This is a genomic window from Bacillus aquiflavi (genome assembly GCF_019915265.1).
GTDB lineage: Bacteria > Bacillota > Bacilli > Bacillales > Cytobacillaceae > Bacillus_BT > Bacillus_BT aquiflavi.
This window is the reverse complement of sequence record NZ_CP082780.1, coordinates 448,576-475,128: the sequence shown is the minus strand read 5'-3', so window position 1 is coordinate 475,128 and position 26,553 is coordinate 448,576. Positions and strand designations below refer to the sequence as shown.

19 protein-coding genes, 3 pseudogenes and 1 riboswitch are annotated in these 26,553 nt (G+C 35.2%); of the genes and pseudogenes, 4 read left to right on the top strand and 18 right to left on the bottom strand.

Going from position 1 to position 26,553, the window contains the following annotated elements:
• Positions 1–3: 3 nt before the first annotated feature.
• Both K6959_RS02415 and K6959_RS02410 read right to left on the bottom strand, forming a co-directional pair.
• Positions 4–531 carry a DUF8052 family protein gene (locus K6959_RS02415; protein ID WP_163242646.1) on the bottom strand — a complete coding sequence of 176 codons (528 nt, stop codon included), beginning with the start codon at positions 529–531 and terminating at the stop codon, positions 4–6.
• 21 nt (positions 532–552) lie between these two features.
• Positions 553–744 carry a hypothetical protein gene (locus tag K6959_RS02410; protein WP_223087538.1) on the bottom strand — a complete coding sequence of 64 codons (192 nt, stop codon included), beginning with the start codon at positions 742–744 and terminating at the stop codon, positions 553–555.
• 327 nt (positions 745–1,071) lie between these two features.
• On the opposite strand from K6959_RS02410, the pseudogene K6959_RS02405 reads away from it, so the two are divergent.
• Positions 1,072–3,733: pseudogene (locus K6959_RS02405) on the top strand (calcium-transporting P-type ATPase, PMR1-type).
• Between the two features lie 160 nt (positions 3,734–3,893).
• On the opposite strand, the gene K6959_RS02400 reads toward K6959_RS02405, so the two are convergent.
• From K6959_RS02400 to K6959_RS02385, 4 genes and pseudogenes are all read right to left on the bottom strand, one after another.
• Positions 3,894–4,982, bottom strand: coding sequence for a nitric oxide synthase oxygenase (locus K6959_RS02400; RefSeq protein ID WP_163242683.1), 1,089 nt, complete (start codon positions 4,980–4,982; stop codon positions 3,894–3,896).
• 285 nt (positions 4,983–5,267) lie between these two features.
• Entirely contained in the window at positions 5,268–6,029 is a 762-nt protein-coding gene (locus tag K6959_RS02395; RefSeq protein ID WP_262421872.1) for a DMT family transporter, read from the bottom strand.
• A 246-nt stretch (positions 6,030–6,275) separates the two neighbouring features.
• Positions 6,276–6,716: a DUF2935 domain-containing protein gene (locus K6959_RS02390; RefSeq protein ID WP_163242649.1), complete on the bottom strand. Its 441-nt coding sequence runs from the start codon at positions 6,714–6,716 to the stop codon at positions 6,276–6,278.
• A 142-nt stretch (positions 6,717–6,858) separates the two neighbouring features.
• Positions 6,859–7,634: pseudogene (locus tag K6959_RS02385) on the bottom strand (nucleotidyltransferase domain-containing protein).
• A 302-nt stretch (positions 7,635–7,936) separates the two neighbouring features.
• On the opposite strand from K6959_RS02385, the gene K6959_RS02380 reads away from it, so the two are divergent.
• Both K6959_RS02380 and K6959_RS02375 read left to right on the top strand, forming a co-directional pair.
• A complete protein-coding gene (locus K6959_RS02380; RefSeq protein WP_262421871.1) occupies positions 7,937–8,116 on the top strand; it encodes a hypothetical protein in 180 nt (59 codons plus the stop codon).
• Between the two features lie 208 nt (positions 8,117–8,324).
• Positions 8,325–9,524 (top strand): class I SAM-dependent rRNA methyltransferase, encoded by a 1,200-nt coding sequence (locus K6959_RS02375; RefSeq protein WP_223087537.1) that lies wholly within the window; start codon positions 8,325–8,327, stop codon positions 9,522–9,524.
• 69 nt (positions 9,525–9,593) lie between these two features.
• Here the strand turns inward: K6959_RS02375 and tenA are convergent, their stop codons facing one another.
• The 7 genes and pseudogenes from tenA to K6959_RS02340 form a co-directional block, all read right to left on the bottom strand.
• A complete protein-coding gene (gene tenA / locus K6959_RS02370) occupies positions 9,594–10,283 on the bottom strand; it encodes a thiaminase II (protein ID WP_163242652.1) in 690 nt (229 codons plus the stop codon).
• Between the two features lie 159 nt (positions 10,284–10,442).
• Positions 10,443–10,547, bottom strand: a riboswitch (TPP riboswitch).
• A 1,326-nt stretch (positions 10,548–11,873) separates the two neighbouring features.
• Positions 11,874–12,950 carry an anti-sigma factor domain-containing protein gene (locus tag K6959_RS02365; protein WP_262421955.1) on the bottom strand — a complete coding sequence of 359 codons (1,077 nt, stop codon included), beginning with the start codon at positions 12,948–12,950 and terminating at the stop codon, positions 11,874–11,876.
• A gap of 20 nt (positions 12,951–12,970) precedes the next feature.
• Positions 12,971–13,730: pseudogene (sigI, locus tag K6959_RS02360) on the bottom strand (RNA polymerase sigma factor SigI).
• A gap of 179 nt (positions 13,731–13,909) precedes the next feature.
• Positions 13,910–15,481, bottom strand: coding sequence for a DUF5667 domain-containing protein (locus K6959_RS02355; protein ID WP_223087534.1), 1,572 nt, complete (start codon positions 15,479–15,481; stop codon positions 13,910–13,912).
• A gap of 227 nt (positions 15,482–15,708) precedes the next feature.
• Positions 15,709–16,464 carry a CsxC family protein gene (locus tag K6959_RS02350; protein ID WP_163242655.1) on the bottom strand — a complete coding sequence of 252 codons (756 nt, stop codon included), beginning with the start codon at positions 16,462–16,464 and terminating at the stop codon, positions 15,709–15,711.
• 259 nt (positions 16,465–16,723) lie between these two features.
• Positions 16,724–18,433 (bottom strand): BC_2427 family protein, encoded by a 1,710-nt coding sequence (locus tag K6959_RS02345; protein ID WP_223087533.1) that lies wholly within the window; start codon positions 18,431–18,433, stop codon positions 16,724–16,726.
• Between the two features lie 42 nt (positions 18,434–18,475).
• Positions 18,476–19,585 (bottom strand): hypothetical protein, encoded by a 1,110-nt coding sequence (locus tag K6959_RS02340; RefSeq protein WP_223087531.1) that lies wholly within the window; start codon positions 19,583–19,585, stop codon positions 18,476–18,478.
• 266 nt (positions 19,586–19,851) lie between these two features.
• Here K6959_RS02340 and K6959_RS02335 point away from each other — a divergent pair, with 266 nt between their 5' ends.
• Positions 19,852–21,549 (top strand): transglutaminase domain-containing protein, encoded by a 1,698-nt coding sequence (locus K6959_RS02335; RefSeq protein WP_262421870.1) that lies wholly within the window; start codon positions 19,852–19,854, stop codon positions 21,547–21,549.
• A gap of 234 nt (positions 21,550–21,783) precedes the next feature.
• On the opposite strand, the gene K6959_RS02330 is transcribed toward K6959_RS02335, so the two are convergent.
• The 5 genes from K6959_RS02330 to K6959_RS02310 form a co-directional block, all read right to left on the bottom strand.
• The gene (locus tag K6959_RS02330) at positions 21,784–23,679 is read right to left on the bottom strand and encodes a XylR N-terminal domain-containing protein (RefSeq protein ID WP_163242658.1); all 1,896 of its coding nucleotides are present in this window, start codon (positions 23,677–23,679) and stop codon (positions 21,784–21,786) included.
• A gap of 75 nt (positions 23,680–23,754) precedes the next feature.
• Complete coding sequence (locus tag K6959_RS02325; RefSeq protein WP_163242659.1) at positions 23,755–24,027, bottom strand: 2Fe-2S iron-sulfur cluster binding domain-containing protein; 273 nt, start codon at positions 24,025–24,027, stop codon at positions 23,755–23,757.
• Positions 24,028–24,087: 60 nt separating this feature from the next.
• A complete protein-coding gene (locus K6959_RS02320; RefSeq protein ID WP_262421954.1) occupies positions 24,088–25,527 on the bottom strand; it encodes an aldehyde dehydrogenase in 1,440 nt (479 codons plus the stop codon).
• A 28-nt stretch (positions 25,528–25,555) separates the two neighbouring features.
• Complete coding sequence (locus tag K6959_RS02315) at positions 25,556–25,759, bottom strand: 4-oxalocrotonate tautomerase (RefSeq protein WP_163242661.1); 204 nt, start codon at positions 25,757–25,759, stop codon at positions 25,556–25,558.
• A gap of 17 nt (positions 25,760–25,776) precedes the next feature.
• Positions 25,777–26,550 carry a 2-keto-4-pentenoate hydratase gene (locus tag K6959_RS02310; protein WP_163242686.1) on the bottom strand — a complete coding sequence of 258 codons (774 nt, stop codon included), beginning with the start codon at positions 26,548–26,550 and terminating at the stop codon, positions 25,777–25,779.
• Positions 26,551–26,553 lie beyond the last annotated feature (3 nt).

Below are 26,553 nucleotides of genomic sequence, written 5' to 3'. Positions count from 1 at the left end.
TCATTAAATCTCCTCTCTTAACATCGTTTCAATAGGTTTTACAAACTGCCGGCCTTTTGGATGGATAAATAATTGCATCTGCTTTATATCAACGATAGCAACGTAAATTTCTGCCCAGCCGTGAAACCCAAATTTTATAAATTTTACTTTCCGATATCTTTTCACCCCCTTTAATACCTTTTTTCCAATATTCTGATCTGTTACGATAATTCCTAAGAAAACAGAGGACATATGCTCTCCATGCTTTGGGATATACTTCTGAATACTTTTTTCTAAATCTCGCTTAAATTGTTCAATAAAATCGACCGTTACGATTTTTGGCATCATTGAAACAAATACGAACTGTTGATTTTCTACACTCCAAATTTTAATATTTTTTGTGATCATATATCTTTCATCTCTACGCTTATATTCCGCTTTAAAAGCCAATGGAGTGCTCCCTAATATTTCATCCCTTTCAACATCGAAAAATGGTACATATTTGTTAGTTAATTCATGAACAAACTTTTGTAAATAATCTGTGCTAGCCATTGACTCCTCCTCTGTTATCTATTAAAACCGTTTTAGCCCATTTACTCGGATATTTTTCAAAAAAAAAAAACTAGAAAGTGAAATAGAAAGACGGTTTTCTTTAAAATCTAGTCCTTTTTCTACAAAAATTTGCATCTGTCCAACTGTTAAATGCCAAAATAAATCTGGCTCTTTCGGCTCACCCAACTGGGTAAGAAGTTCAATAGATCCCACTCAACAACCATTTCCTTTTAAACGTTCAATCGTTAGCTTTGAACCCTTTGAAACAAGCCATTCTTTAGCCTCTTCATCTATCGAAACAATTAAATCCTTCACCGTCTCCCTCCTTTTATTTATCTTGCTGTAATATATTAATCCAATAATGTATTAATATACCAAAGGAATCTGACTATTTACAAAATTAGTTTTATTCACATTATATAATAAGATTCGCAAAAATGGGGAAAAACATTATTTTTTTTTTTTCCTCATATAGAACATTATCAAGGTAGACTATAATAAATAAGAGAGGAAGATATTTTTAGGAAAGAAGAGGATATGATGTGGTATAAGAAAGAGATTGACGAAACGGTACAGACGTTAAAGACAAATCTTGAAGCGGGTCTTACAAATGATGAAGCAAAGAAACGTCTTGAGCAGTATGGTCCAAATACTTTTCAAGAGTCAAAACGACCAACTTTATTAAAATTATTATGGGAACAAATGAACAGTCTCCTTATATACATCTTAATGGGAGCAGCTCTTATTTCGCTTGTAGTTGGTGAAGTGAGTGATGCAGTCATTATCTTAATGGTCATTCTTTTAAATGCTGTTATTGGTGTCATTCAAGAATCAAAAGCAGAAAAAGCATTAGAAGAGTTAAAAAAGATGGCTTCACCAAAGGCAATTGTAAAACGCGATGGAAAGTTTTCCGAAATTGCTTCCGAACAAGTAGTACCGGGTGATATCGTTATCATCGATGCAGGCCGATACATTCCTGCGGACCTCCGCTTAGTAGAAACGGTAAATTTAAAAGTAGAAGAGTCCTCTCTTACAGGAGAATCAGTTTCTGTTGAAAAAGATGCTAATTGGAAAGCTGATAAAGAAATACCTCTTGGTGAACAAAAAAATATCGCTTTTATGTCTACGTTATCGACGTATGGACGAGGAACAGGAGTTGTCGTTCACACGGGGATGGAGACTGAACTTGGAAAAATTGCGCGAATGCTTGGAAAACAAGAAAAGGAAGTAACACCTTTACAAAAGAAACTTGCTGACCTCGGCAAAGTGTTAGGAATCGGGGCAATTATCGTTTCGATTGTCATTTTTCTTATCGGTTATTTTCAAGGAAGAGCGCCTCTTGAAATGTTCCTTATTGCCGTCAGTCTTGCCGTTGCCGCAATTCCTGAAGGTCTTCCTGCTATCGTTACAATCGTTCTAGCTATCGGTGTCCAAAGAATGATTAAAAGACATGCAGTCGTTCGGAAACTCCCAGCGGTCGAAACACTTGGTGCCGTTAGCGTTATTTGCTCAGATAAGACTGGTACATTGACGCAAAATAAAATGACCGTGACAAAAATATATGTTAACAATGAACAACTTCCAATAAAACAACTGACATTTACTGATCCGACAGCAAAACGATTAATAGAAAATATGATTTTATGTAATGATGCTGTAGCAAATAATGAAGAGCAGACTGGTGATCCAACAGAGATCGCTTTAATAGAGGCGGCTCAGACATTCGGTCTTAATAAAAATGAAATGAATCAACAATACCCTCGTATTTTTGAAATTCCATTTGATTCAGATCGAAAGATGATGACAACTGTACATCAATCCGGCAACGAAAATATCGTGATGGTAAAAGGGGCCATTGAAAGAATTCTTGATCGTGTATCATATATTGAACAAAATAATATAAAAATACGTGTAACAGACGAACATAAAAATGAAATAATGAAACAAGCGAATAAAATGTCTAACAATGCTTTACGTGTCCTTGCTTATGCATATAAATACACAGACCCAACAAGTACTTCAAGCGAAAATTTAGAAACAGATTTAATTTTCCTCGGATTAACTGGCATGATTGACCCTCCTCGTGAAGAAGTGAAGGCATCAATCGCTCAATGTAAAAGTGCCGGAATCCAAACAATTATGATTACTGGCGATCATCATCAAACAGCGTTAGCGATTGCAAAGGAGCTCGGTATTGCTGAACATGAAGATGAAACAATGACAGGAACGGAATTAAATGCTCTAAGTGACGAAAAATTAAAAGAAAAAGTTAGCCATATCCATGTATTTGCCCGTGTTTCACCAGAACATAAAGTCCGCATCGTAAAAGCGTTTAAAGAAAACGGTAAAATTGTCTCGATGACAGGAGATGGAGTGAATGATGCTCCATCATTAAAACAAGCAGATGTAGGGGTTGCGATGGGCATTACAGGAACAGATGTGGCAAAAGGTGCAGCAGATATTATTTTAACCGATGACAATTTTTCAACAATAACAGCTGCAGTTGAAGAAGGACGAAATATTTATAAAAATATTAAGAAATCTATTTTGTTTCTGCTTTCATGTAATCTTGGAGAAATTTTCACCTTGTTTTTTGGTATTTTAATGGGCTGGCCTGCGCCATTAACAGCTGTTCATATATTATGGGTTAACTTAATTACTGATACTTTGCCAGCCATTTCACTCGGTGTTGATCCAGACGATCCTGACGTAATGAAAGACAAGCCAAGGAATCCAGAAGAAAATATTTTTCTTAAAGGAGCAGGAACATTTACTATTCTGAATGGATTATTAATTGGATTTCTAACTTTATTTGCTTTTATTGAAGGCTTAAAGTTTTATTCAAATGCTAGCTCGATTTTCCAAATTGATTTTTCTAATATAAATAAAGAAACACACTATTTATGCACAAACAATGGCATTTTCAACATTGAGTATTACACAGCTTTTTCATTCCTTTAACTTGCGTCATGAGAAGAAGTCTATTTTTTCAACTGGAGTGTTCTCAAACCGCTTGTTGGTCAGTGCGGTTATTGCAGGGATTGGAATTCAAATTGCCATTGTAAGTATCCCTCTATTTAATAACTGGTTTCATATTCAAGCATTAGATATTAAAAACTGGGCATTTATTTTCGGTCTCGCAATTGTTCCTGTAATTGTAAATGAGATTATGAAAGCTTTTAAACGAACAATTGGATCATAAATGATGTAATCAAAAAGGGACTAAAACAGTCCCTTTAATACTTTGAATCGCTTTTCCGCGAAACTAGAAAACGCTTGTCAGTCAACGACTCGAGCAACAAGATGAAAGCGAATAGAACATATCGTTCATGAATTCTTTTGTCTTTTGTCAACAGTTCCTTTCAATAAGGATTTTCTTGATAAGAATAATTCGGTTTAACATCTTGATCATTGTATGATTGATGGAAAATATGAGTTGCGGCAGGCGAAATAGGCGGAATAAGCCATGTCCAGTCGCCAGTTACAGCTCTCCCGCATGCTTGTTCATTTTGTTCAAAATGTTTAAACTGTTGGGCAGCAGTATGATGATCCACAATACTAACCCCTTTTTCATGAAAGGAATTTAACACAGCTCTATTTAGTTCAACTAGTGCCTCATCTTTCCATAGTGAACGATTTATACTTGTATCAAGTCCCATAATAGCTGCTATTTTAGGCAAAAAATTATATCGGAACGGATCAGCTAAATTTCGCGCACCAATCTCAGTCCCCATATACCAACCATTAAATGGGGCTGCTGTATACTCAATCCCCCCGATAGAGAGCTTCATATTCGAAATAATCGGAACAGCGTACCACTTCATATTCAATTGATTGAACTCTTCTAATTCAGGATGGCGTATAGGAACTTCCAGAACAGACTCCCGCGGAATTTCAAATATTTTAGGTGGACGATTCTGGATTTGGATCACTAAAGGTAGAATATCATAATCGGTTTGTTCTCCCTCCCACCCTAACGACTCACACACTTTTGTAAATTCAGTTGAAGCTGGATCTCCTATTACACCATGTTCAGTTGAATAACCCGCGTAACGAATAAGTTGCTGATTCCAAATCCGAATCTGTTCCCGGTCGGATGTTTTTTGTTTCAAAATCGTAATCGTCGGACGTATTTTGCCATCGTTCGTTGCATATTTTATATGGTGTAAAAGTGCTTCAAATATTTCTTCCTCTGATTCGAGTTCTCGTGCATCAAAGACGTTGAGAGAATTCCAAAATAAACGGCCGATACAGCGATTGCTATTACGCCATGCCATTTTTGCCCCATGAGCTAACTCTTCATATGTATGCCGATAATAGCCCAGCTCTTTAATCTCTCGTTTTATTTCTATAAGCCTTGTTTCAATTTCATCCTCTGATTTTTCAAGTTCTGTATAACAGGCTCGGATAAATTGTTCCGCTTCCTCAACGTGTAATTGGTTTTCAGTCACAGTCAAAAAATACCCCTCCCTTTTCCCATTTAATTCAATTATACCAGATTTTAGTATACTTAATAATTAACAATTATATTAATTATTTATTTCGATTTTAACTATTTTTGTAATTTTGTGTTAATTTATGGTGAGGTTTTGTTTTTCAACTGCTGCTTTTCTAGGATTTTTTGTCGATAGGTAAACTCCACAAATGACAAAAACTCCCCCTGCAGCTTGATACCATGCTAATGCTTCTCCAATAAACAAAATTGCAAATATAGCAGCAAAATACGGGAATTAAATTTATAAAAATACTCCTGCTTTATTCGCTCCTAACTGAACAACACCCGTATTCCATGCAATAAACGCAACAATCGATGCAAACACACCAATATAAAGAATAGCTGAAATTGATTGAAGAGACCAAACGATTTGCACATTTGAACTTGTTATTTCATAAATAAAAAATGGGAATAGCATCACAATTCCAAAAGCAATAGATAAGAGAAAGGTACTATAACCAGGTAATCTACTTGCATACTGTTTTACAAGGATAGAATAAATACTCCAGCAAATAACCGCTCCGATCACAATTAAATCTCCAACATTAAAAGTAAATGCTACTAAATTCATTAGTGATCCTTTTGAAAGAATAAAGAAAACACCACTCACTGAAAGTATTGTCCCGAATAATTGATGTTGCTGAAACCGTTCCCGCAAAATAAAAAACGACAAAATATAAATAATAATCGGAGTTGACGTGTTGACAAGTGAAGCATTGATAGAAGTAGTGTAATGGAGTGCAATATATAATAGCGTATTAAAGCCTGCAACCCCTGTAAATGCCATAAGCACAACAATGCCCCAATATTTTTTAATTTGATTCCATTCTTTTTTCAAAAACGGCCAGGCAAAAGGAAAAAACACAATAAATGCAGTACACCATCGTAAAAAAGAGAGTGTAAATGGGGGAATATGACTAGAAATAGCTCGTCCAATAACAAAATTCCCTCCCCACAATAACGTCGCAAGGACTAATAAAATATACGGGGAAGTTTTCTTCATGTTGATTTCACCACTTCCTAATTATATTAATATATATATATATATATATATATATATATAGGTATTTACCTTATCCTAGTTAAGTTGATATTTACATTATAAAATAGCAAAATATTAGTTATATATTTTGCAGAAGAATTTTAAATTCTTGAATTCTCTTCGGGAGATAAAAGAAGAAAAAAGCCCATTTCTCCTTCAAATTATCAGAAGGGAAATAAGCTAATTCATAAAGAAAAATGGAAAACATTATGATGATTGTCCTGTACTTGAATATAAAAGGACTTGAGCAATACCGACAAAATATTCTGATTCACGTATAATATGATTTAATACTACTTTTGCAGTTGGATTTTTACTTACTGCTTCACTTTCTGTTTTTATTTGTTCACATAATTTAATAAAATCTAAACTTTGCTGTAAACAAAATGAAACGAGCTTTAAAACTTGTTCATACAGTTGGTTTGGAACATATTGCCCCGCACGAACAACCGACTCGATAAAACGAAGGACTTGCTTATGTGTTTTAGACAAAGCTTCCTCCCACTCTTTTAATGCCTTAACATACATCTCCTCTAATCCCGCTACAAGCTCGCGAATGACGACCGTATGTTCTTCCTCTTGGTGCTTCCAAAACTCTGCCTCATCTAAAATCCGCAGAGGCATTTGCGATCCATAATAAAACTGCATGCTTTGTCCCCCCATCTTCATCTTCTCATTTCAATGTATGGGGAAAAGGATCATCGTATGCTTTTACATTTGCCCATAGCGAACTATACGATCAAGTAAGGCTTTATGAAAATCGATCGAATGACAGGAACTTTTACATTATTTAATCGTTAAAAACTTCTTTTAAGGCATTTCGAAAAAACTGATCTAAATAATTATCATTCTCTTTCATTTTTGCAGGAATGGCTTTTGCTTGATCTTCTAAATAGCTGAACTGTTTATGAATAAAATCATGAATTATATTTATCTTTGGTTCAAGATCCAATTCTTCGCCAGCCTTTTTTCTAGCTAATAATATTTCAATTTGATTGACTAGCTCACCAGCTGGCAAAAGTTCACGTACTAAAGAATCAAATTCAATTGGCGGAATTGTGGCAAAGCGTTCAATCCACATTGCCGCAAGAATGGGTCTCAGTACGTAAAAATATTTTTTTATTTTTTTCTTTCTTCTCCTTGCAAATAACCTTGATTATTTCGTTTTGCCATATTGAGATAGTGATAAATACATGCCTTTCTTGAGTAGGCGGATGCAGAATACTGTCTTAGTTTCTCCGCAATTGTATATTTCTCATCATATTTAATAGGAGACTGAAGCCACTCAAGCAAAGGCGGATTCGATTTTCGAAATAGCTGTAAAGCTTTTCGTAAATCCCACCCATTTATATCGAGCAAATCATTTATTGGCCGTTCAATTACATCTCGTTTATCAAAAATAGACAAATACCACTCAGGCGGATGAACATAAATAAAACGTACATCATAGTCGCTATCTCTAGAAGGAAATCCCCATGCTCTGCTTCCAGATTCACAAGCATAAACGATTTTAACATTTTCCTCTGTTTCAATTTCTTTTAACCGCTGAACAATTATATTCTTCATTATCTTCCTCCATCTGTATCGTATGAAAATTTTGTTCATTTATTTAGTTCGATAATATTCAATTAACTGTTGCCAATGTCTACTCATGAATTACCTCCATCTGTACTATACACCTTCAATTTATTTCACTATTCAATTGAAAGTCGCATACACAAAAAACAGTTAATTAGAAATAAAGTTTAAATAAAGAATAAAGGTTATATATCAAATTCATGTATGATATAAACAATTATACTGTATTTAAGTGTAGATTTTTTAAAATAGGCATTTGTCAATAAAGATAGCTAGAGGGGATTAATATGATGAGAAAAAATACACTACTATTACTTTGTAATTTTATCATTGCGATTGCAATGGGGATTTTTGCGTATGAAACTTTTCGCGAGTCTAAAAAAGTTCTTAGTGTTATTTTTGCTACTGTTAGTTTCGTAATATTCATCTTTGTCATATTTTCATTTGTGTACAATCGTAAAGATAATTGATCAACGTATTACCTGAAAAACGTATTCTAATTGAACGTCTGTTAATATTTTATCTAATGATTAGCCAATGATTTAAAGAATTTTTTTAGATTGGTGATTTGGAAATCCTCTTGTCTACAGTCTAATATCTATTATTATATAATAGATTATTGTTATAATGGGAATCATATTAGCTAGCGAAAGTCTGTTTAGTGAATAGGGTGAAAAGATGTCAGAAGAAATCACATTAAAAGTAAATCGTAAATATCAACATCGTTATCAAAATGGCTATCCGCTCCTGCTAAAAGAAGCGATACCTAGTTTGGAACGTGTAAAAACTGAAGGAACAATGATCAAGCTCATTGATGATCAAGGCTGTTTTATCGGTAAAGGCTATTATGGAAAGCAAAATAAAGGCTTTGGCTGGATGATTAGCCATAACGAAACAGAAAAAATAAACGAAGGCTTTTTTGAAAAAGTGATTCGATCCGCTTTATTAAAAAGAAACCAGCTTTATCAAAATAAAAACACAAATGCTTTTCGTGTATTTAACGGTGAAGGAGACGGAATTGGTGGCTTTACAATAGATTATTTTAACGGTTTTTATTTAATCAACTGGTATAACAAAGGTATTTATAAATTTAAAGACACGATCATTCGCGCACTAGAAAAAGTAACTACATATGAAGCCATTTATCAAAAAAAGCGGTTCGCCACAGCAGGGCGATACGTGGAAGATGATGATTACGTAAAGGGGATTCGCGGACAATTCCCTATAATTGTTAAAGAGAATGGTATGAACTTTGCCATTTATTTAAATGATGGCGCAATGGTTGGTGTTTTTTTTGATCAACGAGAAGTAAGAAAAACGATAAAGGATCATTATGCAACTGGAAAAATGGTGTTAAATTTATTTTCCTATACAGGTGCCTTTTCTGTTGCTGCCGCATTAGGCGGAGCTGTTAAAACGACGAGTGTCGACCTTGCCAATAGAAGCAGAGCTAAAACGATCGAACAATTCAGTATGAATGGAATTGATTATGAAACCCATGATATTATCGTGGAAGATGTGTTTCAATACTTTAAATATGCCATACGAAAAAAATTAAAATTCGATCTAGTTATCCTAGACCCTCCAAGCTTTGCAAGATCAAAAAAATATACGTTTAGTGCCGCAAAAGATTATAAAAAACTGTTGAAAGAAACGATTGCAATCACAGAAGACAATGGAATCATTATTGCCTCGACAAATTGCAGCACGTTTCAAATGAAAAAATTTAAAAGTTTCATTGATGCAGCCTTTAAAGAAACTGGAGAAAAATATAAATTACTTGAGGAATTCTCATTGCCAGAAGACTTTAAAACAATAAATACCTTCAAAGAGGGCAATTATTTGAAAGTCGTGTTTATTCAAAAACTAAAAAAATAATGAACTTTAAAGTAGCAAAAATATAATAAGGCTGGAAAAAACGAGTTGTTTTTTCCAGCCTTATTTTAACTACACTTTCCAATCTTCTTGGTTATAAACCATATCCCAAAACAAATACTCATATTTTGATGTTATTAAGAAATGTTTTTCTAATTCAGCTAATTCTCTTTCTGGTTTTCCCTCTGCTAACTCATCCATCATATCGATAAGCCATATGGCCAATTGACCAAATTCCGTCGAAGAATATGTTTCAACCCAATTTTTATAAGGATTGGAAGATAAGTTTTCTCCGTATTTTTCTTTTAATAGCTTTCCAATTTCCCAATAATCCCATGCACATGGAAGGAGACAAGAAACAAGCTCTGCCAAAGATCCGTTTTGACCAGTATTGAGCATATATCTTGTATAAGCAAGATTTACTGGAGTCGGCTCCGTCTTCTCTAAGTCTTCCCGTGATATTCCAAATTCATCTGCATATTGACGATGGAGTTCCATTTCAAAATGAAGTGTTTCATGTAAAATATGCGAAAATTTATTCATTTGATCAAGTGTTTGTGATTTCAACACTCCAAGTGCAAAAAGCTTAGAATAATCTATTAAATAAGCATAATCCTGCTTCATATAATACGCAAACACATCTTTAGACAATGTACCTTTTCCTATTCCTTGAACGAAAGGATGTTCATGATTTTTCCCCCATACTTCCTGCGCATTTTCAAACAGACGATCTGTAAAACGTTTGACTTTTATTTCAGACATGATTATTTACACCTTCCTTATTTATTCATCATTTACTTAATAAAAACAAGAGCGGCTGCCTAATCACATCACCTCCTAAAATACTTACCTTTGTACGATAAAAATAGCCCCCTTCTAAAAGAAGGGGGCTACTGCAAACAATTCACTTAACTGTTATTTTGTAAACTTTGCCCACTTCCCTCCGCTGGCACGACCCAGTTCAGGTTCAAAGGGTTTAGAACATTCGTTCAGTCTCAGCCTTTTACGGCTCCCCCAGTGTTAAATATGAAACTTTAGTTAAAGCATATCATCATTCTACTTCACTATCAACCTGATGAATTGGACTGCTAAGTTACCATCCTCAATTTTAATTTCATTCCTCTTCGAATGACTTAATTATTAGAGGGAATTTAATACAAAATTTAGAAAATTATAATATACTTAGGTTAACTAAATTCACGATATAAATATCAATTCTTATTCAACTAACGGGACAGGATAGTTGAAAATACATCTCTAAAGCCACCCGGAAAACAGGTGGCTTATTCACTGTCTCCGCAATATAGAATTATTATTTTTCATAGAAACTATCATTGCAATTTGATTCATAATCATCATGTCCCAGTAACATGAATTAAAATAACTAGCGCTTACATATTTTCCGCATGGATAATATTTTCCCATGACTAATGTTGAATTAAGTTGAAAAAACCAAAACCTCCAATAATTGGTGAAACAGGCTATGTGAATCTTGTAATAAGCTTTGGATCCCCTCGTCCATCTTACGTGACATCTGAAAATGGGTTTACGTGGGTTGACCCTAGCCATCTTCCTTTAATTCCTCTTTTATTTACAGAAACAATCAGATATCCCCATATTTCCAGTATACAGCGGAGGATATTCTTAAAAACGAAATAGTTTCACCACGAATATGGAAATAAATACAAATAATATGATTAATCTCCTTTTAATATTATCATTTACATCATTCTTTTTTTAAAGACTGTGTTAAAGCACTAGGAAAAATATTAAGTTAAATAAAAATTAAACTATAGAAATTTCTAAAATTTACGCTGGCCACAAGCGATATTCCTGCTAACAGAACGCCTTTATTAGCAGTTTTGATACAAGAATATCTAAGGATTCAAATGATCATGGAGAAAAATACTTTATAAAAAAGGTATTGGTATTTAATCAATTCATCCTAATGTCGTACATAGTAAATTAATTGGGACGTTAAAAAATTACAAATCATTTATTAACAAACTAGATTCTCTATTGATTGGCCTATTTCCCTTCTAACCCTTCCAGTGTATAAGCGTACGAGACTGTATAGACTACAGCTAGTAAAAAAACACAAAACGAGCCTATATTATATGCGGCTCGTTTTCCAATGATTAATTACCTTTATGATTCCCGTTTCCGGGTCTTTCTTCTTGATTTCTCTATTGTCCGTTTCCTGGAACAGATTGTTCTTTTGCTTTATTTCCCTCTCCATTATTTCCATTATGGTTGTTTTGCCCCTTTCCTTCATTGCCATTATGTCCATTTTCATTACTTTGTTCATTTTTTTTTATTTGGCCTGGAGGTGTATTTTTCGTTTCTGGGGCTTTAGAATTTTGATTTGCATTTTGGTTTCCATTTTGATTTCGATTTTGGTTTGCATTTTGGTTTCGGTTTTGATTTGCGTTTTGGTTTCCGTTTTGGTTTCCGTTTTGATTTCGATTTTGGTTTGCATTTTGGTTTCGGTTTTGATTTGCGTTTTGGTTTCCGTTTTGGTTTGCATTTTGGTTTGCGTTTTGGTTCGTATTTTGGTTTGCGTTTTGATTTTGATAATGATTTTTTTTTTTGATGATGTTGATGGTTTATAGGAACGTTTTCTTTATTATTGCCTTGACCATTGCTGTTTGGAGGAGCAGTTGTAGGATTAGGCTCTTCTATTTCTTTGTTTTCCTTTTCCACTTGATCAGAAGAAGGTTCTAATTTATTTTCTTCTTCTTTCGTTTCTTTTTTATGCTCACTTTTCTTTGTTTTATTTTCCATAAATTTTTGTTGTTTTCTTTCTATATATCTTCCAGTTGATAGTCCTTTTTCCTTCGCTTTGATTCTATCTTCCGTCGTTCCTTCAATAACCTTTAGAAGAAGGTCTTCTTTTTTAAGAACAATTTTTATTTCCTTTATACAGCTGTCCAACTTTTCTTCAAATTTGTTCTTCTGCTTTCCTTCATAAACGGTCGCAATCAGAACTTGATCTCGATCATTAATATAGTCTCGTTCTTTACTTTTATTTAATATTAATTTCATTACAGTAGAAATGTCTTTTCGTTTCCAATCCGTTAATTCATTTATGATTGATTTTCCTTCGTCATTATATGCAGCTAGCTTAATTACATCCATATTTTTATTAACGCCAATTTCAATACTTGGATTGATATCAATCGTCATATAAGCATATACTTTATTTCCATTGTAAAAAGGCAATAAAATTGCTGCGATCAAGGCGATTGATGCTACTAAAGCAGCCTTCATTTGTAAGGAGGACAACGTGAAAAATGACTTTTTTTGACGTTTTTTTGTTCGGATAGGGACAAATTCAATTTCTTGACCAATTTCGTAATCTTGGTTTAACTTTCGAGCACGTAAAAATTCACCATCAGGGGTTAGTAATGTTAAAAAACGTTCATCCATTTCGATAATAATTCCTTTTTTCACGTTTCCAACACCCCTTTTATATAATCTTTTAAAAATACGAAATCTCCATTTAAAATAATCGCAACTGCAATAATATATTTCCGATTTCGTTCTATTGTTTTTTTTACTTACGTTTACTAGCTCTTCTAAACCCTTAATTGGTAACCTTTTCGTCTCAAAAAGTGCATTAAAAAGATCATGATGCTCTACGAGGGCTTTTGCTATCAGCATTGCATTTTTTCTCGCATCTGCATGCTTAGGTGATTGCTCAACCAAATCACTAAAAGATAGTCCAAAATTTGCAATCGTCTGTTGAAATCGAATAATTTCTTCTTTACGCATTTCTTCATCCGTTTTTATTTTGTGTTTTTCTATTGAAATCTTTTGTTCCAATGGTGTTAAAGCTGTACCATCTTCCTCCGATTCACTTGCATCAAAACTGAAACTATTTTCATTTTTCGATTGCATTCTTATGTAGTCAATTACTCTCCGCTTGATTAACACATCCGCAAAACTTAAAAAGGAACTTCCCTTTTCTTGTTGGTATTTTTCAATTGCTTCATTAAAAGCGATAAGACCTATGCTAAATTCATCATCTGACTCATTTATGTATCTTTTACAAACAGAAGAAACCGTCTTTGCTATAAATGGTTTATAAGACTCAATGAGTTCATCAACTAACGACGTTTTCCCTTGTTGAATGGATAGAACGGTATTTTCTAGCGACTTTTTTTTTCGTTTTTTTGTCATTAACAATAAACTTAACAGAAGCCTCACCTCTTTTCTAAAGTCACTGTAATATTATACTCCAATTTTATCTGTTTTTAGACAGGCTGTTATAAGACAGGTATTTTGGGCTATCTTTTATAGGTTTATTGTTTCATTAATAACCAAAGGGGATTAGGTCGATTTTAACAATCGGCATAATCCCCGATAGTAGTTATAGAATGTAATGATTAATTGTTGCCGTTGCCGTTTCCATTGCCATTGCCATTGCCGTTACCATGACCATTGCCATTGCCATTGCCATTTCCATGTCCGTTTCCGTTGCCGTTTCCATTGCCATTTGGCTGTTGTTGCTTTAATGCTTCACGTTGATTTTTTGTTTCATTCTTCAATTCTTGACGTTGCTCTTTACGTTCTTCTCTTTGTTGTTTAGCTTCTTGCTTCATTTGTTCGTGAGCTTGTTTTCTCTCTTGTTTGATTTGTTCTCTTTGTTGCTTAACTTCTTGTTTTACATTTGGTTGAACTGGCGCTGGTGCTGGAGCTGGTGCTGGCACTGGTACCGGAGCTGGTGCTGGCGCAGTTTCTTTTTCTTGCTCAACAACTTCTGTTTGTCCACCGTCTGTGTTTTCAGTTGTTTCTTCAGTTGTTTCTTCAGTTGTTTCTTCAGTTACTTCTTCAGTAGTCTCAGTTGTTTCTTCAGTTACTTCTTCAGTAGTCTCAGTTGTTTCTTCAGTTACTTCTTCAGTAGTCTCAGTGACAACCTCTTGATCTTCATTTTTATTTTCTTCTTCGTCCTTGTCCACTAGTAAATGATCAAATTTCTCTAGTTTGTTTGCAAGTCGTTGATAAGTTCTTTCAATATTTCTTTTTAATGCAGCTTTTGCTACAGGGTTTTTCACTTTTTCCATTGCAGCTTTTAAGGCGACGATATTGCGAGCAAGATGTTGTTGGATCTCATCAAGTTCATCTTCTTCTGTTGCATCATCTTCTTCTGTTACGTCATCTTCCTCTGTTACGTCATCTTCCTCTGTTACGTCATCTTCTTCTATTGCATCATCTTCCTCTGTTGCGTCATCTTCCTCTGTTGCGTCATCTTCTTCTGTTGCATCATCTTCCTCTGTTGCGTCATCTTCCTCTGTTGCGTCATCTTCCTCTGTTGCGTCATCTTCCTCTGTTGCGTCATCTTCCTCTGTTGCGTCATCTTCCTCTGTTGCGTCATCTTCCTCTGTTGCGTCATCTTCCTCTGTTACGTCATCTTCCTCTGTTGCGTCATCTTCCTCTGTTGCGTCATCATCTTCTTTTGTTGTGTCTTCTTCTTCTGAATCGTCTTTATCGGAATCTTTTTCATCTTCAATCATTCCGCCAACTGTTTCAATGTATTCTAATGCTTTTTCAATTGTTTCAAGGGCACGTTCTTCTTCACCCTGTTCGAATAGAACTTCAGCTTCTGCAAGGCGTTCAGCAGTATATGTAGATAGTAATTCAGCTTCTTTCACATGATCAAATGTAAAAGCTAATTTAATTTTTTCGATCGCTACTTTAGCAAAATAGAAAAAGTCCCCAGGAACAAGTGATGGTGTTTCGACCTCTTCTCCATCCTTTTCCATTTCCTCTAATGTTTTTGAAATTTCGTCTATATTAGGAGTTTCAACATTTTCTTTTTCTTGTAAATCAACTACTTCGGATTTTTCTTCCTCAGTTTTTTCAGCGGCATACGCTAATGGTGTTGAGAACGCAAATGTTCCCGCCATGACTAATGCTAATGTACTTTTTGCAATTTTTCCTAAGTTTTTGTTTGACAATTTCTCCACCCCAAAATTATTTTTTTTTTTTTTGCTTTTCACTAATACATTTCGAAAGTTAATTTAAATATGTGGGGGTATTAAGTAAATTTTTTTAAAAAAGTTGTTTTTTTATGAAAAAATCAAACAAAAACATGAAAGAACCCGAGTTGTGTAGAAAAAAACAACAAATTCATTTATCAATAGTTGAACCCTTGTCTTCATGACAAGGGTTCTTAAATAAAGGCTTAAATTTGAACTTGTTGTACTTGTAATACTTTTAATGTGAGATCTAGAACAATTTTTTCACGCAGTGTATTAAATGTTTGATTAAGATCTGTCGGACAAGGCGAGAAGTCTAATTCGATAAAGTTTGCAGTTACTAATTCACAATAAGGCTGCTCATTATAATTGACAGTGTTGCCAAACAAGTATTTATCTAGACGCGGTAAGCTCCCGTTTGTTGGGTTGATAAAACGAGCTCTATTTTCTGATGATAAAGCAAAAACTGGGAATGCTTGGAAGTCTCCGCCGGTTAGTACGTCACCCGCAAGATCTGCAAAACCAGAAAATTGAATGTTAGCAATTCGATCACGAAGAGTACCGTTACAATCAGCTGTTGCATATTCAATATTTTTACGAATAAAACCTTCAAGGAGTAATTTACCACGTGTAGCTCGGAATAGATCTGTCGTACCTGTAACAGGCTCAGCCTCAAATTCAACAGGTACTAACTTGCATTGAGTAAGAAAAGCATCTTTTAATACTCTCTTAATTTCACTTGCTGCTGGTGTCAGCGGAATATCTGCTTCAACAACGATTTGTACAGATGTTTCAGCTAACACTACAGGAATTTTAACGATAGGATTTGTTGCTGGAGTTACTGGTGTTACAGGTTGATCTGGAAATTGCGGTTGCGTGCGTCCTGTTACTTGACATGGAACAACAATAGGACATGGATCACTATTTGAAGCAGATTGAATTTGATTATTTTGTTCACTCATTAATCAATCATCCATCCTTTCTTTTTTTAGGTTTTACAACCTTACGTTAATAACATATTCCCGCACGATAAAAAGGTATAGGTTAGTACAATAGTCAATTTAATTAATTTAAAAGTTGGGTATTTATATAAACTCTGTTTTTATTACTCATTTATATGAAACGAAGGGAGATGTCGCTTCCTTCCTCGTCAGATCGTCCCTTTCATCATAGATGAAATGAAAGGTGTATGAAATGACGATAAGTTTAATAACAATAAAATTAAATTTGGACTTTTTGAACCTGTAACAATTCAATAATGAATTCTACGACAATTTTCTGCCGCAGTTGATTCTTGTTTTCTTTATCTTTATGAGGAACGATTGAATACTCAATATTTTGTTGCACAAATCCTTCTAAAAATAACTCCCCTTCAAGTACTTTCTGTCTTCCGTTTTCAAGTAATGAAAATCGAGTTGGGATGAATTTGCACGTTTTAAATCCTGCCTCGCTTGAAACTTCTTTAATAAGAAATACTTTTTCTTCTAATTGAATGTCTTCTTCTAAACAAACTTCTAGTTTGTATTCTCCATTTACAACTGGAATTTTGAGTGTAAAATTAGTTAAATCATTACTAACCTCTTCGTGAATGGAAGATTCAAAAAGAGGAAGGCAATAAATTTTACAGAGCTGGTTGCTTTTCTTTTCATTTGGAAGCGGAGCTTCTTCAATAAACACAATTTCTTGAACTGTAGAACTTACCAACTCGCAATAAGGCTCGTTCGTATACCGTGTAAATGTTTTAAAAAATTGTGTATTGAATGATGGAGTTATTTTCTCGTTGCGGTCAATAAACTTAAAAGTATGTTTAGTTGTGGAACCAAACAGTGGGGATTGAACAAATTGATCAATTTTACAAACGACAGAAAATGGGATTGTTACTCTTTTCGAACGTGTTGGTTCGGCGTTGTCATTTAACTCACTTTGAGCAACTTTAGGTTCCATACCGTCATTGTTTTGTTTCTTTTTTGAGTCGGTTTCCTTTTTGACAGTTTGTTCTTCTTGATGAAGTTCCTCTTGATTTTGGCCATTTTCTTTCCCCCATCCATGATCGTGATTGATAACTTTTTCTTCTATTCGTTCCATTTCATCAATCATTTGACTCGTTTTTGAAGCAGGTTCTGCTTTAACCGCTCGGTCCTCTTGATCTATTTCATTTACTTCCCCATCACCTGTTTCATCATGAATATCTTTTTCTTCTGTTCGTTCCATTTCGTCAATCATTTGACTCGTTTTTGAAGCAGGTTCTGCTTTAACCGCTCGGTCCTCTTGATCTATTTCATTTACTTCCCCATCACCTGTTTCATCATGAATGTCTTTTTCTTCTGTTCGTTCCATTTCATCATTCATTTGACTCGTTTTTGAAGCAGGTTCTGCTTTAACCGCTCGGTCTTCTTGATTTATTTCATTTACTTCCCCATCACCTGTTTCATCAATCATTTGATTTGTTTTTGAAGCATGTTTTGCTTTAACCGCTCGGTCCTCTTGATCTATTTCATTTACTTCCCCATCACCTGTTTCATCATGAATGTCTTTTTCTTCTGTTCGTTCCATTTCATCATTCATTTGACTCGTTTTTGAAGCAGGTTCTGCTTTAACCGCTCGGTCCTCTTGATCTATTTCATTTACTTCCCCATCACCTGTTTCATCATGAATGTCTTTTTCTTCTGTTCGTTCCATTTCATCATTCATTTGACTCGTTTTTGAAGCAGATTCTGCTTTAACCGCTCGGTCCTCTTGATCTATTTCATTTACTTCCCCATCACCTGTTTCATCATGAATGTCTTTTTCTTCTGTTCGTTCCGTTTCATCAATCATTTGACTCGTTTTTGAAGCAGGTTCTGCTTTAACCGCTCGGTCTTCTTGATTTATTTCATTTACTTCCCCATCACCTGTTTCATTACGAATGTCTTTTTCTTCTGTTCGTTCCATTTCATCATTCATTTGACTCGTTTTTGAAGCAGATTCTGCTTTTTAAACCGCTCGGTCCTCTTGATCTATTTCATTTACTTCCCCATCACCTGTTTCATCATGAATGTCTTTTTCTTCTGTTCGTTCCGTTTCATCAATCATTTGACTCGTTTTTGAAGCAGGTTCTGCTTTAACCGCTCGGTCTTCTTGATTTATTTCATTTACTTCCCCATCACCTGTTTCATTACGAATGTCTTTTTCTTCTGTCAGCTCCATTTCATCAATCATTTGATTTGTTTTTGAAGCATGTTTTGCTTTAACCGCTCGGTCCTCTTGATCTATTTCATTTACTTCCCCATCACCTGTTTCATCATGAATGTCTTTTTCTTCTGTTCGTTCCGTTTCATCAATCATTTGACTCGTTTTTGAAGCAGGTTCTGCTTTAACCGCTCGGTCCTCTTGATCTATTTCATTTACTTCCCCATCACCTGTTTCATCATGAATGTCTTTTTCTTCTGTTCGTTCCATTTCATCAATCATTTGACTCGTTTTTGAAGCAGGTTCTGCTTTAACCGCTCGGTCCTCTTGATCTATTTCATTTACTTCCCCATCACCTGTTTCATCATGAATATCTTTTTCTTCTGTTCGTTCCATTTCATCAATCATTTGACTCGTTTTTGAAGCAGGTTCTGATTTAACCGCTTGGTCTTCTTGTTCTAATTCTTTTTCTTCCCCAAGCCCATCTCTGGAATTTACCTCCTTCTTTTTTATTAACTCAACCTCATCAATGATTTGATTGTTTTTTAAAGCTGGTTCTTCTTGATTCAGTACCACTTGATCTCGTTCGATTACTTCTTCAAGTCTACCTTCATGCTTGATATTTTTTTCTAATAGTCTTTCAGCTTCTCCATACTCTTTCTTTTTAGTATTGTTTCGAATCTTATCATCAGCTTGTAAGTTGTGACAAATTTGCTTGAACGATTTAAAATTTTCCCGTTTTATTTTAAAACTTCTCCGTTTACACGGAGTACACTTTCTCTCCTTAATAGGTTGACCTTTCAAATCATCAGCTGGAAAACAGTAATTTTGGACTTCTTCTGAAGTGATTGTTTCCATTATTTCATAATTAATCCATGGTATTTTTACAATATCCACCTCATGCTCGACTGTCATTACCCTAATTATGTATGCTTCTTTCTAAACAGTTGACCCTGTCTCACGATATTTTAGGCTTAAAATGAATTGGTTTATTTTTTCACGTGGAAAATTATACAATGTTTTAAAAAATGATTTACATTTATGGTAATATAGTCAAGGTAACACAATGAAATGAAACTTCAATCAGATCTCTTATTAACTTTTATCTCCAATTGAATCTAGATTCAATCGGAGACCAAAAGTAAAAAAATATATATATTGAAAAAGCAATGGAGGTAAAAATGAAATTAATAAAAATAATCATCGTTGCTTTGCTTTCGTTTACGATCATATTTACGACAGCATGCAGCAAAAATGAAAATGCAGCAGCAACTGAGAAACAAGAGAAGAAAGAACAAGATAAGTATGAAAAATTAGTCAAAGAGAAAAATGATGAACTTGAGCTTGAACCCCTTGAATTCACAAGCTATCGTGAAGAAATAAAAGCAACTATTACAAATCCGGAGTACAAATTGTTTGCTGTTAATCACGAACTTGAGATTTCTGGACATGTCGATAAATATCATGAATTAAAAGGTAACTATGCTTGGATTAAGGTTAATGCACTTGATGAAATCAATCAAAATGAAATCCATCATTACTACATCCCTATTAATGACGGGGATTTTAAAGAAAAAATCCATTTTTATCATGGAGATGGACAGTATTCTATTCAAGTCATGCTTCCAGCAACAGACAAAGAAAAATATTTTTATGAACTAACAAGCTTTGAAGTCATAAATGTAAATCCTAAGGAAAAGCGCGATCTCACATATTCGCCTATTGCTCAAGAAGCAGGCTTAATTCTTGATAACATAAAAGACGGATTTAATACTGGAGATAAGCTATTTTTGCTTAACGGAAAAATAAAAAATACAAATATTGATGAAATTATGATTGAAGTGAAAAAAGAGACTGATCAGTGGCAACATGTCATTCCTGTTAAAGATGGGGCCTTTTCCCATGAGATCCCCCTCTTCTTTGGAAAAGGTGTTCACGAAGTAAGTGTGTTGCTACCCGATAAAGAAAAAAAGAATAACTATCAATATGGAACTACTTTATTAGTAGATAACGAGTCTAGTGAAAAATTTGAACCGATAGAATACCATGTTAATTATAAAGAACGGGGAATTACTTTAGAATCTCCTATTTTTAGTGGAGAAAAGACCGAGACAACTTATCAAATTAAAGGACAGATTGATCCAGATGCACCTTATGCAAAAGAAACGACACATCTTTACATAAAATCAAAAAAAGGCGATGATGAGGCGCTCGATATTATTCCTATCAAAGATTATACATTCGATGATTCTTTCTTTTTACGATTTGGTCCCGGAACGTATGAAGTAACAATTAATGTCCCAGAACTGACAATTAAAGATGATTCTTATTTTCACTTCTCTTCTATTGCTGTTTTTTCCATAGAAAATACAGTTACAGAAGACAATCGTGATTTATTGCCATCACGAGGAATTCAATCCGATGCTCCAAGCATTATCTCACTTGCGAACGAAATTACGAAAGATAAACAGACTGATAGAGAAAAAGCACTGGCAATCTATGAGTATACAGCAAAAAATGTGTCGTATGACGTTTCAAAATTTAAAAATAAAGAGTTCTCATGGGATGACAGTGCATTAAAAACACTTGAAACAAAAACTGGCGTGTGTCAAGATTATGCCTATCTTGCTGTTGCACTGTTGCGCGCTAGTAACATGGAAGCTAGATATGTGACAGGTGAAGCCGGTGATGGTCCATTAAAAGAAGATCATGCATGGGTAGAAGTGCTTGTTGATGGAAATTGGCTTACAATGGATCCAACTTGGGGAGCAGGTTATGTAGATAACGATACCTTTGTCGCAAAATATACAGAGGAATATTTTGATCCTGATAAAAGTAAATTTAACGAAACACACGTTCGTAATAAAGAAGAATATTAACATGAAGTTGCCGCGTTTTTCAATGAAGATAAACGCGGCAACTTCTTTCCGTACATGCTTAGCTGCTTAAACCCTCAAAACATAGGTAGTGTAGGGCTTTAGCTATCAAACTATGACAAACAAACTCCTGAACGACTATTTTATTCATTTCCTCAACTGATAAGTGTTTTACTTATCTTTCGTAAAGTGATTAAAATATTAACTTTATCTGTAAAACTGTTATGACGTCAGTTGTTACATCTCCAATTCCCCAATTAATATTAACGCTTGCAACGAAAGAAATAGCTGATAGTTTTCTGTCGGGTTACGCATATTATGACCGAGTAGTTCTTCTATTTTTTGTACTCTATATCGAAGTCCGCTAATCGAGATTGCTAAACTTGATGCTGTTTGTTCAAGGTTACCTCCATAAAATAAAAAAAAGTATAACGTTCGCAACAGTTCTTGCTGTTTTGCATCGCCACATTTGTACAATGGACCTAAATACATTGCAGCCATCCTTTTGATAGCGCTTACATTTTTTTCATTTATTAATACACCGACAACGCCTAAGCTCTGGAACGTGATCACTTGTGAAGTAGCTGTTGACATTCTAACAGCTCGCACAGCCTCATCGTAATGTTCTCCTACCTTAAGAATATTTGTTGCCCGTAAACTGATCCCGAAATAAAAAGCAGCCGTGGAAAACTGTTGCGACAAATATGAATGAGCCTCCCAGCAAGTTTTTTCAATTTGCTGTTCATCTAATTGTTTTGCTTGAACAAGCATGACGATATTCCCTTGTTGCTGTCCAACTAAAATATTGAGATTTTCAGATTGTGAATATGTCGTAATTGCTTCTATTAATTGTTGATGAAAGGTTAACTCCTCTTTCATATTGTCACTATGAAGTTCATATTTTAAAACGATCATATAATACGGTTCGTCTAAATCAAAATGAATGAGCTGTCCACGCTGCAAAATTTCTTTTTTTGTAGCGTAGCGTCCATTTAACATTTCCTCAAGAAAATGTCCCTTCATTCGTTCAGCTGTTTCAAAGCTCGTTTTCGCATAGAGGAAATAAGAGGAGGCTACATACGATATCCGTTCTAAAATCATTTGCTCGATTGGTGTCCGACTTGCTTCTTTATTAAGATACAAAAAAGAGCAATATCCATAAATGTGTTCTTGTAAAAAAATCGGTACCATTATTCGCTCATGAGAAGCTAGCTTTATTATAGCTGCATCACGAAATGAATGATCATGTTTCATCCGCTTATTTACAAACTGCTTATGTTGAAAATGCTGTTGAACATCTTCTTGAATGTCTTTTAAATGTTTTTCTTGAACGCCTGCCGAAGCAAGTTGACGAAATTGAGTATCTTCAAAAATAATTGGCAGCTTCATCAATTGAAAAATAATTTGAGCAAGCGAGTCTAAATCTTTACCATTTACAAGTTCTTGTGTGAGTCTTTTATGAATCGTTGCAGCTAATTGTAAATTATTTCTCTCTTCTAACAGTTTTTCATACGTTATTTCAAGTTCTTTTACAATCGGTGTCTGTTTGTAATATATTAGTTCATGTTCAATCTCTTTCCCCCAAAGATCGTTAGACTTCGCTATCCACCGGCATTCTGGATCTCCTTTTCCGATGCAAGCTACTTCCTTTGCAATCACCTGTTGGTTGCAAATTGTTGATAAATAACCACTCACGTAACCAACAAGTGTATGACAAACAGGCTCAGCTGCTTTTTTAAAACAGTTCATATATCCAATCGCTTCATAAGAATTGCGCCAAATTCCTTCCATGCATACAGAAGTAACAGGTCCCAATTCCTCAGTATCAATTTCTAAATAGGTCGTCTTGACATCAGCGTGTCCTTTCATCATATGAAGAGCAGGCCCTGCTTTAATCATGTCTGTTAATGATGACATATGTTCACTTAAAATTTTCTTTGCATCGTTAACGCCGAGTTCTCGTCCATATCGTATTAAAAAACCCTTCATGCGTTCAAATCCTATATTTTGAATTAAATCATGACGCAACATCCCAAACGCATCCATTGAAATTAAAATGACGCGTTCATTATTTAAAAAAAGCGATCCATCGCCAACTTCTAAACGATCTAATAACCTCTCGGTGTATAACAATCAGTCTCCCCCTCTACTGTTATTAGTCTTTTAAATATATCAAATTTTCAGTAAATTTACTATTTTTATCTACTTTTATTTTGAAATTAATTCTATTTCCATTTCACTTAATGGATATGTTTTACATGCAAGAACGTAGCCTTCCTTACGTTCACGATCAGTTAGTACTGCTTTTGATGAAGGACCAAGCTCGTAATTCCCTTTGACCACTTTCACTTTGCACAAGCCGCATCCGCCGCCGCGACAAGCGAAGGGAACTTTTATATTGTTTTTTTGCGCTGAACGAAGTAAATCTTCATTTCCATGATAATAAAACGATTGCTCTGGATTAATCATAATTTTAAACATATTTTTCGCCCTCATTTTAGTAAAAATCGGACTGATGTACAGTCCGATTTTCTTGTAAATTTATTGTAATGCAATACAAATATTTTTCGCTTCCGTAAAGAACTCTAGACTGTGCTTTCCGCCTTCTCTTCCAATTCCGCTCTTTTTAAATCCACCAAACGGTGCTCGTAAATCCCGAACAAACCAACAATTTACCCAAATCGTGCCTGCACGTACTTTATGGGATACACGATGAGCTCGCTGTAAGTTTTCTGTCCAAATGACACCATTTAATCCATAAGGTGTACTATTTGCTATTTCTAATGCTTCATCTTCTGTATCAAATGGAATTAAGGTAACAACCGGACCGAAAATTTCTTCTTGGCAAATACGTGCAGTTGGATTTTCTTGGAGATAAATTGTTGGCTCTAAATAATAACCGTTTTGTAAATGCTCAGGAAGATTTGGACGTTTCCCCCCATATACGAGTGTTGCATTTTCCTGTTCAGCAATTTTTAAATAGCTAGTCACTTTCTCGTAATGCTCCTGGCTTACAACAGGTCCCATATTTGTATTTTCCTCTTGCGGGTCACCGACAATCAGTTCGCTTGCTGCCTTTTTAAAGCGGGTCACAAATTCGTCCATTATTGAACGTTGAACTAAAATTCGTGAGCCTGCTAAACATACTTGCCCAGAATTCAGAAAAGCTGCTTGAATTGAAACAGGGATCGCTTTTTCTAAATCAGCATCTTCAAAGACGATATTTGCTGCTTTTCCACCAAGTTCAAACGAAACACGCTTCAATGAATCGGCGCCATTTTTCATAATGGCTTTTCCTGTATTTGTTTCACCTGTAAATGAAATCATATCTACTTCTGGATGAGTTGTCATAAACTCCCCAGTTGAGTTCGGACCAAATCCATGAACAACATTTACAACCCCATCAGGAATCCCAGCTTCTTTTGCAATTTCACCTAATAAAGAAACCGTCATTGGTGTCATCTCTGCCGGTTTAATTACAGCAGTATTTCCAGTAGCGAGACACGGTCCAAGTTTCCAAGTTGTCAGCATAAACGGAAGATTCCACGGTGTAATTAAACTTGCAACGCCGACTGGCTCATAACGTGTATAGTTTAAATAGTCTTCATCCATTGGATATGTTTCCCGCCCTTGCTGCTCCATAAAGTCAGCAAAAAATTTTAAATTATGTGCAGCACGAGGAATTTCGCGTTCAAAAGCAACAGGATAAGGCTTCCCTACATCTAGAGCTTCAAGGCGTGCTAATTCCTCTCTCCGCTCCATAATAATCTCTGCCATTCGGCGAATCTTTTGACAGCGTTCACTCACAGGCATCGTTCTCCATGGACCAGATTCAAACGCTTGACGGGCCGCTTGACATGCACGGTCAACATCCTCTTTTGACGATTCATGAACACGAGCAATCAGCTCTTGTGTTGCAGGATTTTTCACTTCAAATATAGACGCTATGCTTGATTCTACATATTCACCATTGATATACATCTTCACTTCACGCACTTCGCTCACCATCTCACCGTCTCCCTTCTTCTCTTAATTTTTTTACGGAAACGCCAGCTATCCCCCAATGTGCTGCTGGCATTTCATTAATCATGACACGAATCGTTTCCTTCGGCGCTTGAATAACACGCTCGACTGTTTCGGTTACTTCTGCAATAAGCTGTTCCTTTTTCTCTGGTGAACGCCCTTCAAGTAAATTTATTTGAATGAATGGCATATGAATGACTCCTTTTTTTATGTTGTAATCGTCACTTCAAGATGACCGATCCCATCAAAACCTACAGACACTTCATCTCCTGCTTCCATCATCATTGCACCACTCAGCGCACCGCTCAGCACCACTTGACCTGGTAAAATGGATTGTCCTCGCGCTGTCAATTTATTCACCATCCATGCTATTGCACGAGCTGGATGTCCCATCACACTTGCTGCTGTGCTCGTTGCCACGACTTCTCCATTCTTTTTAAACACCATGCCCATTAGTGTAAAGTCTACTAATTCTGGCTTAAACGTTTGCTTTCCGATGATATAGCGGCTTGAAGATGAATTGTCGGCAATTACATCCGTTAACGTAAAAGAGAAGTTGCGATAACGGCTGTCAATAATCTCAAGAGCTGGTGCAACATAACGAGTCGCAGCCAACACTTCTGGAACAGAGACAGGTCCTTTTAATTCTTTATCAAACACAAATGCAATTTCTGGCTCGATCTTTGGATGAATAAATGGTTTTAACGAAATCGCTTCATCCTCCGAAATTTGCATACTTTTTAAAAGTACGCCATACGTCGGTTCATGAACACCCATCATTTTCTGTTTTGCTTTACTCGTCAGTCCTAATTTCCAACCACTAATGCTTGTCTTTTCTGCTGTTATTTTCTTTTTAACTAGCAGTTCTTGAATATCGTAAGCAATGTCTGTTGTAAGTTGTGGATATTTATCGGTAAACTTATCCACTTCTTCAATGTCCCGCTCAGCTTTAAATAATTCAGCGGCGATCGTTTCCTTCATCTT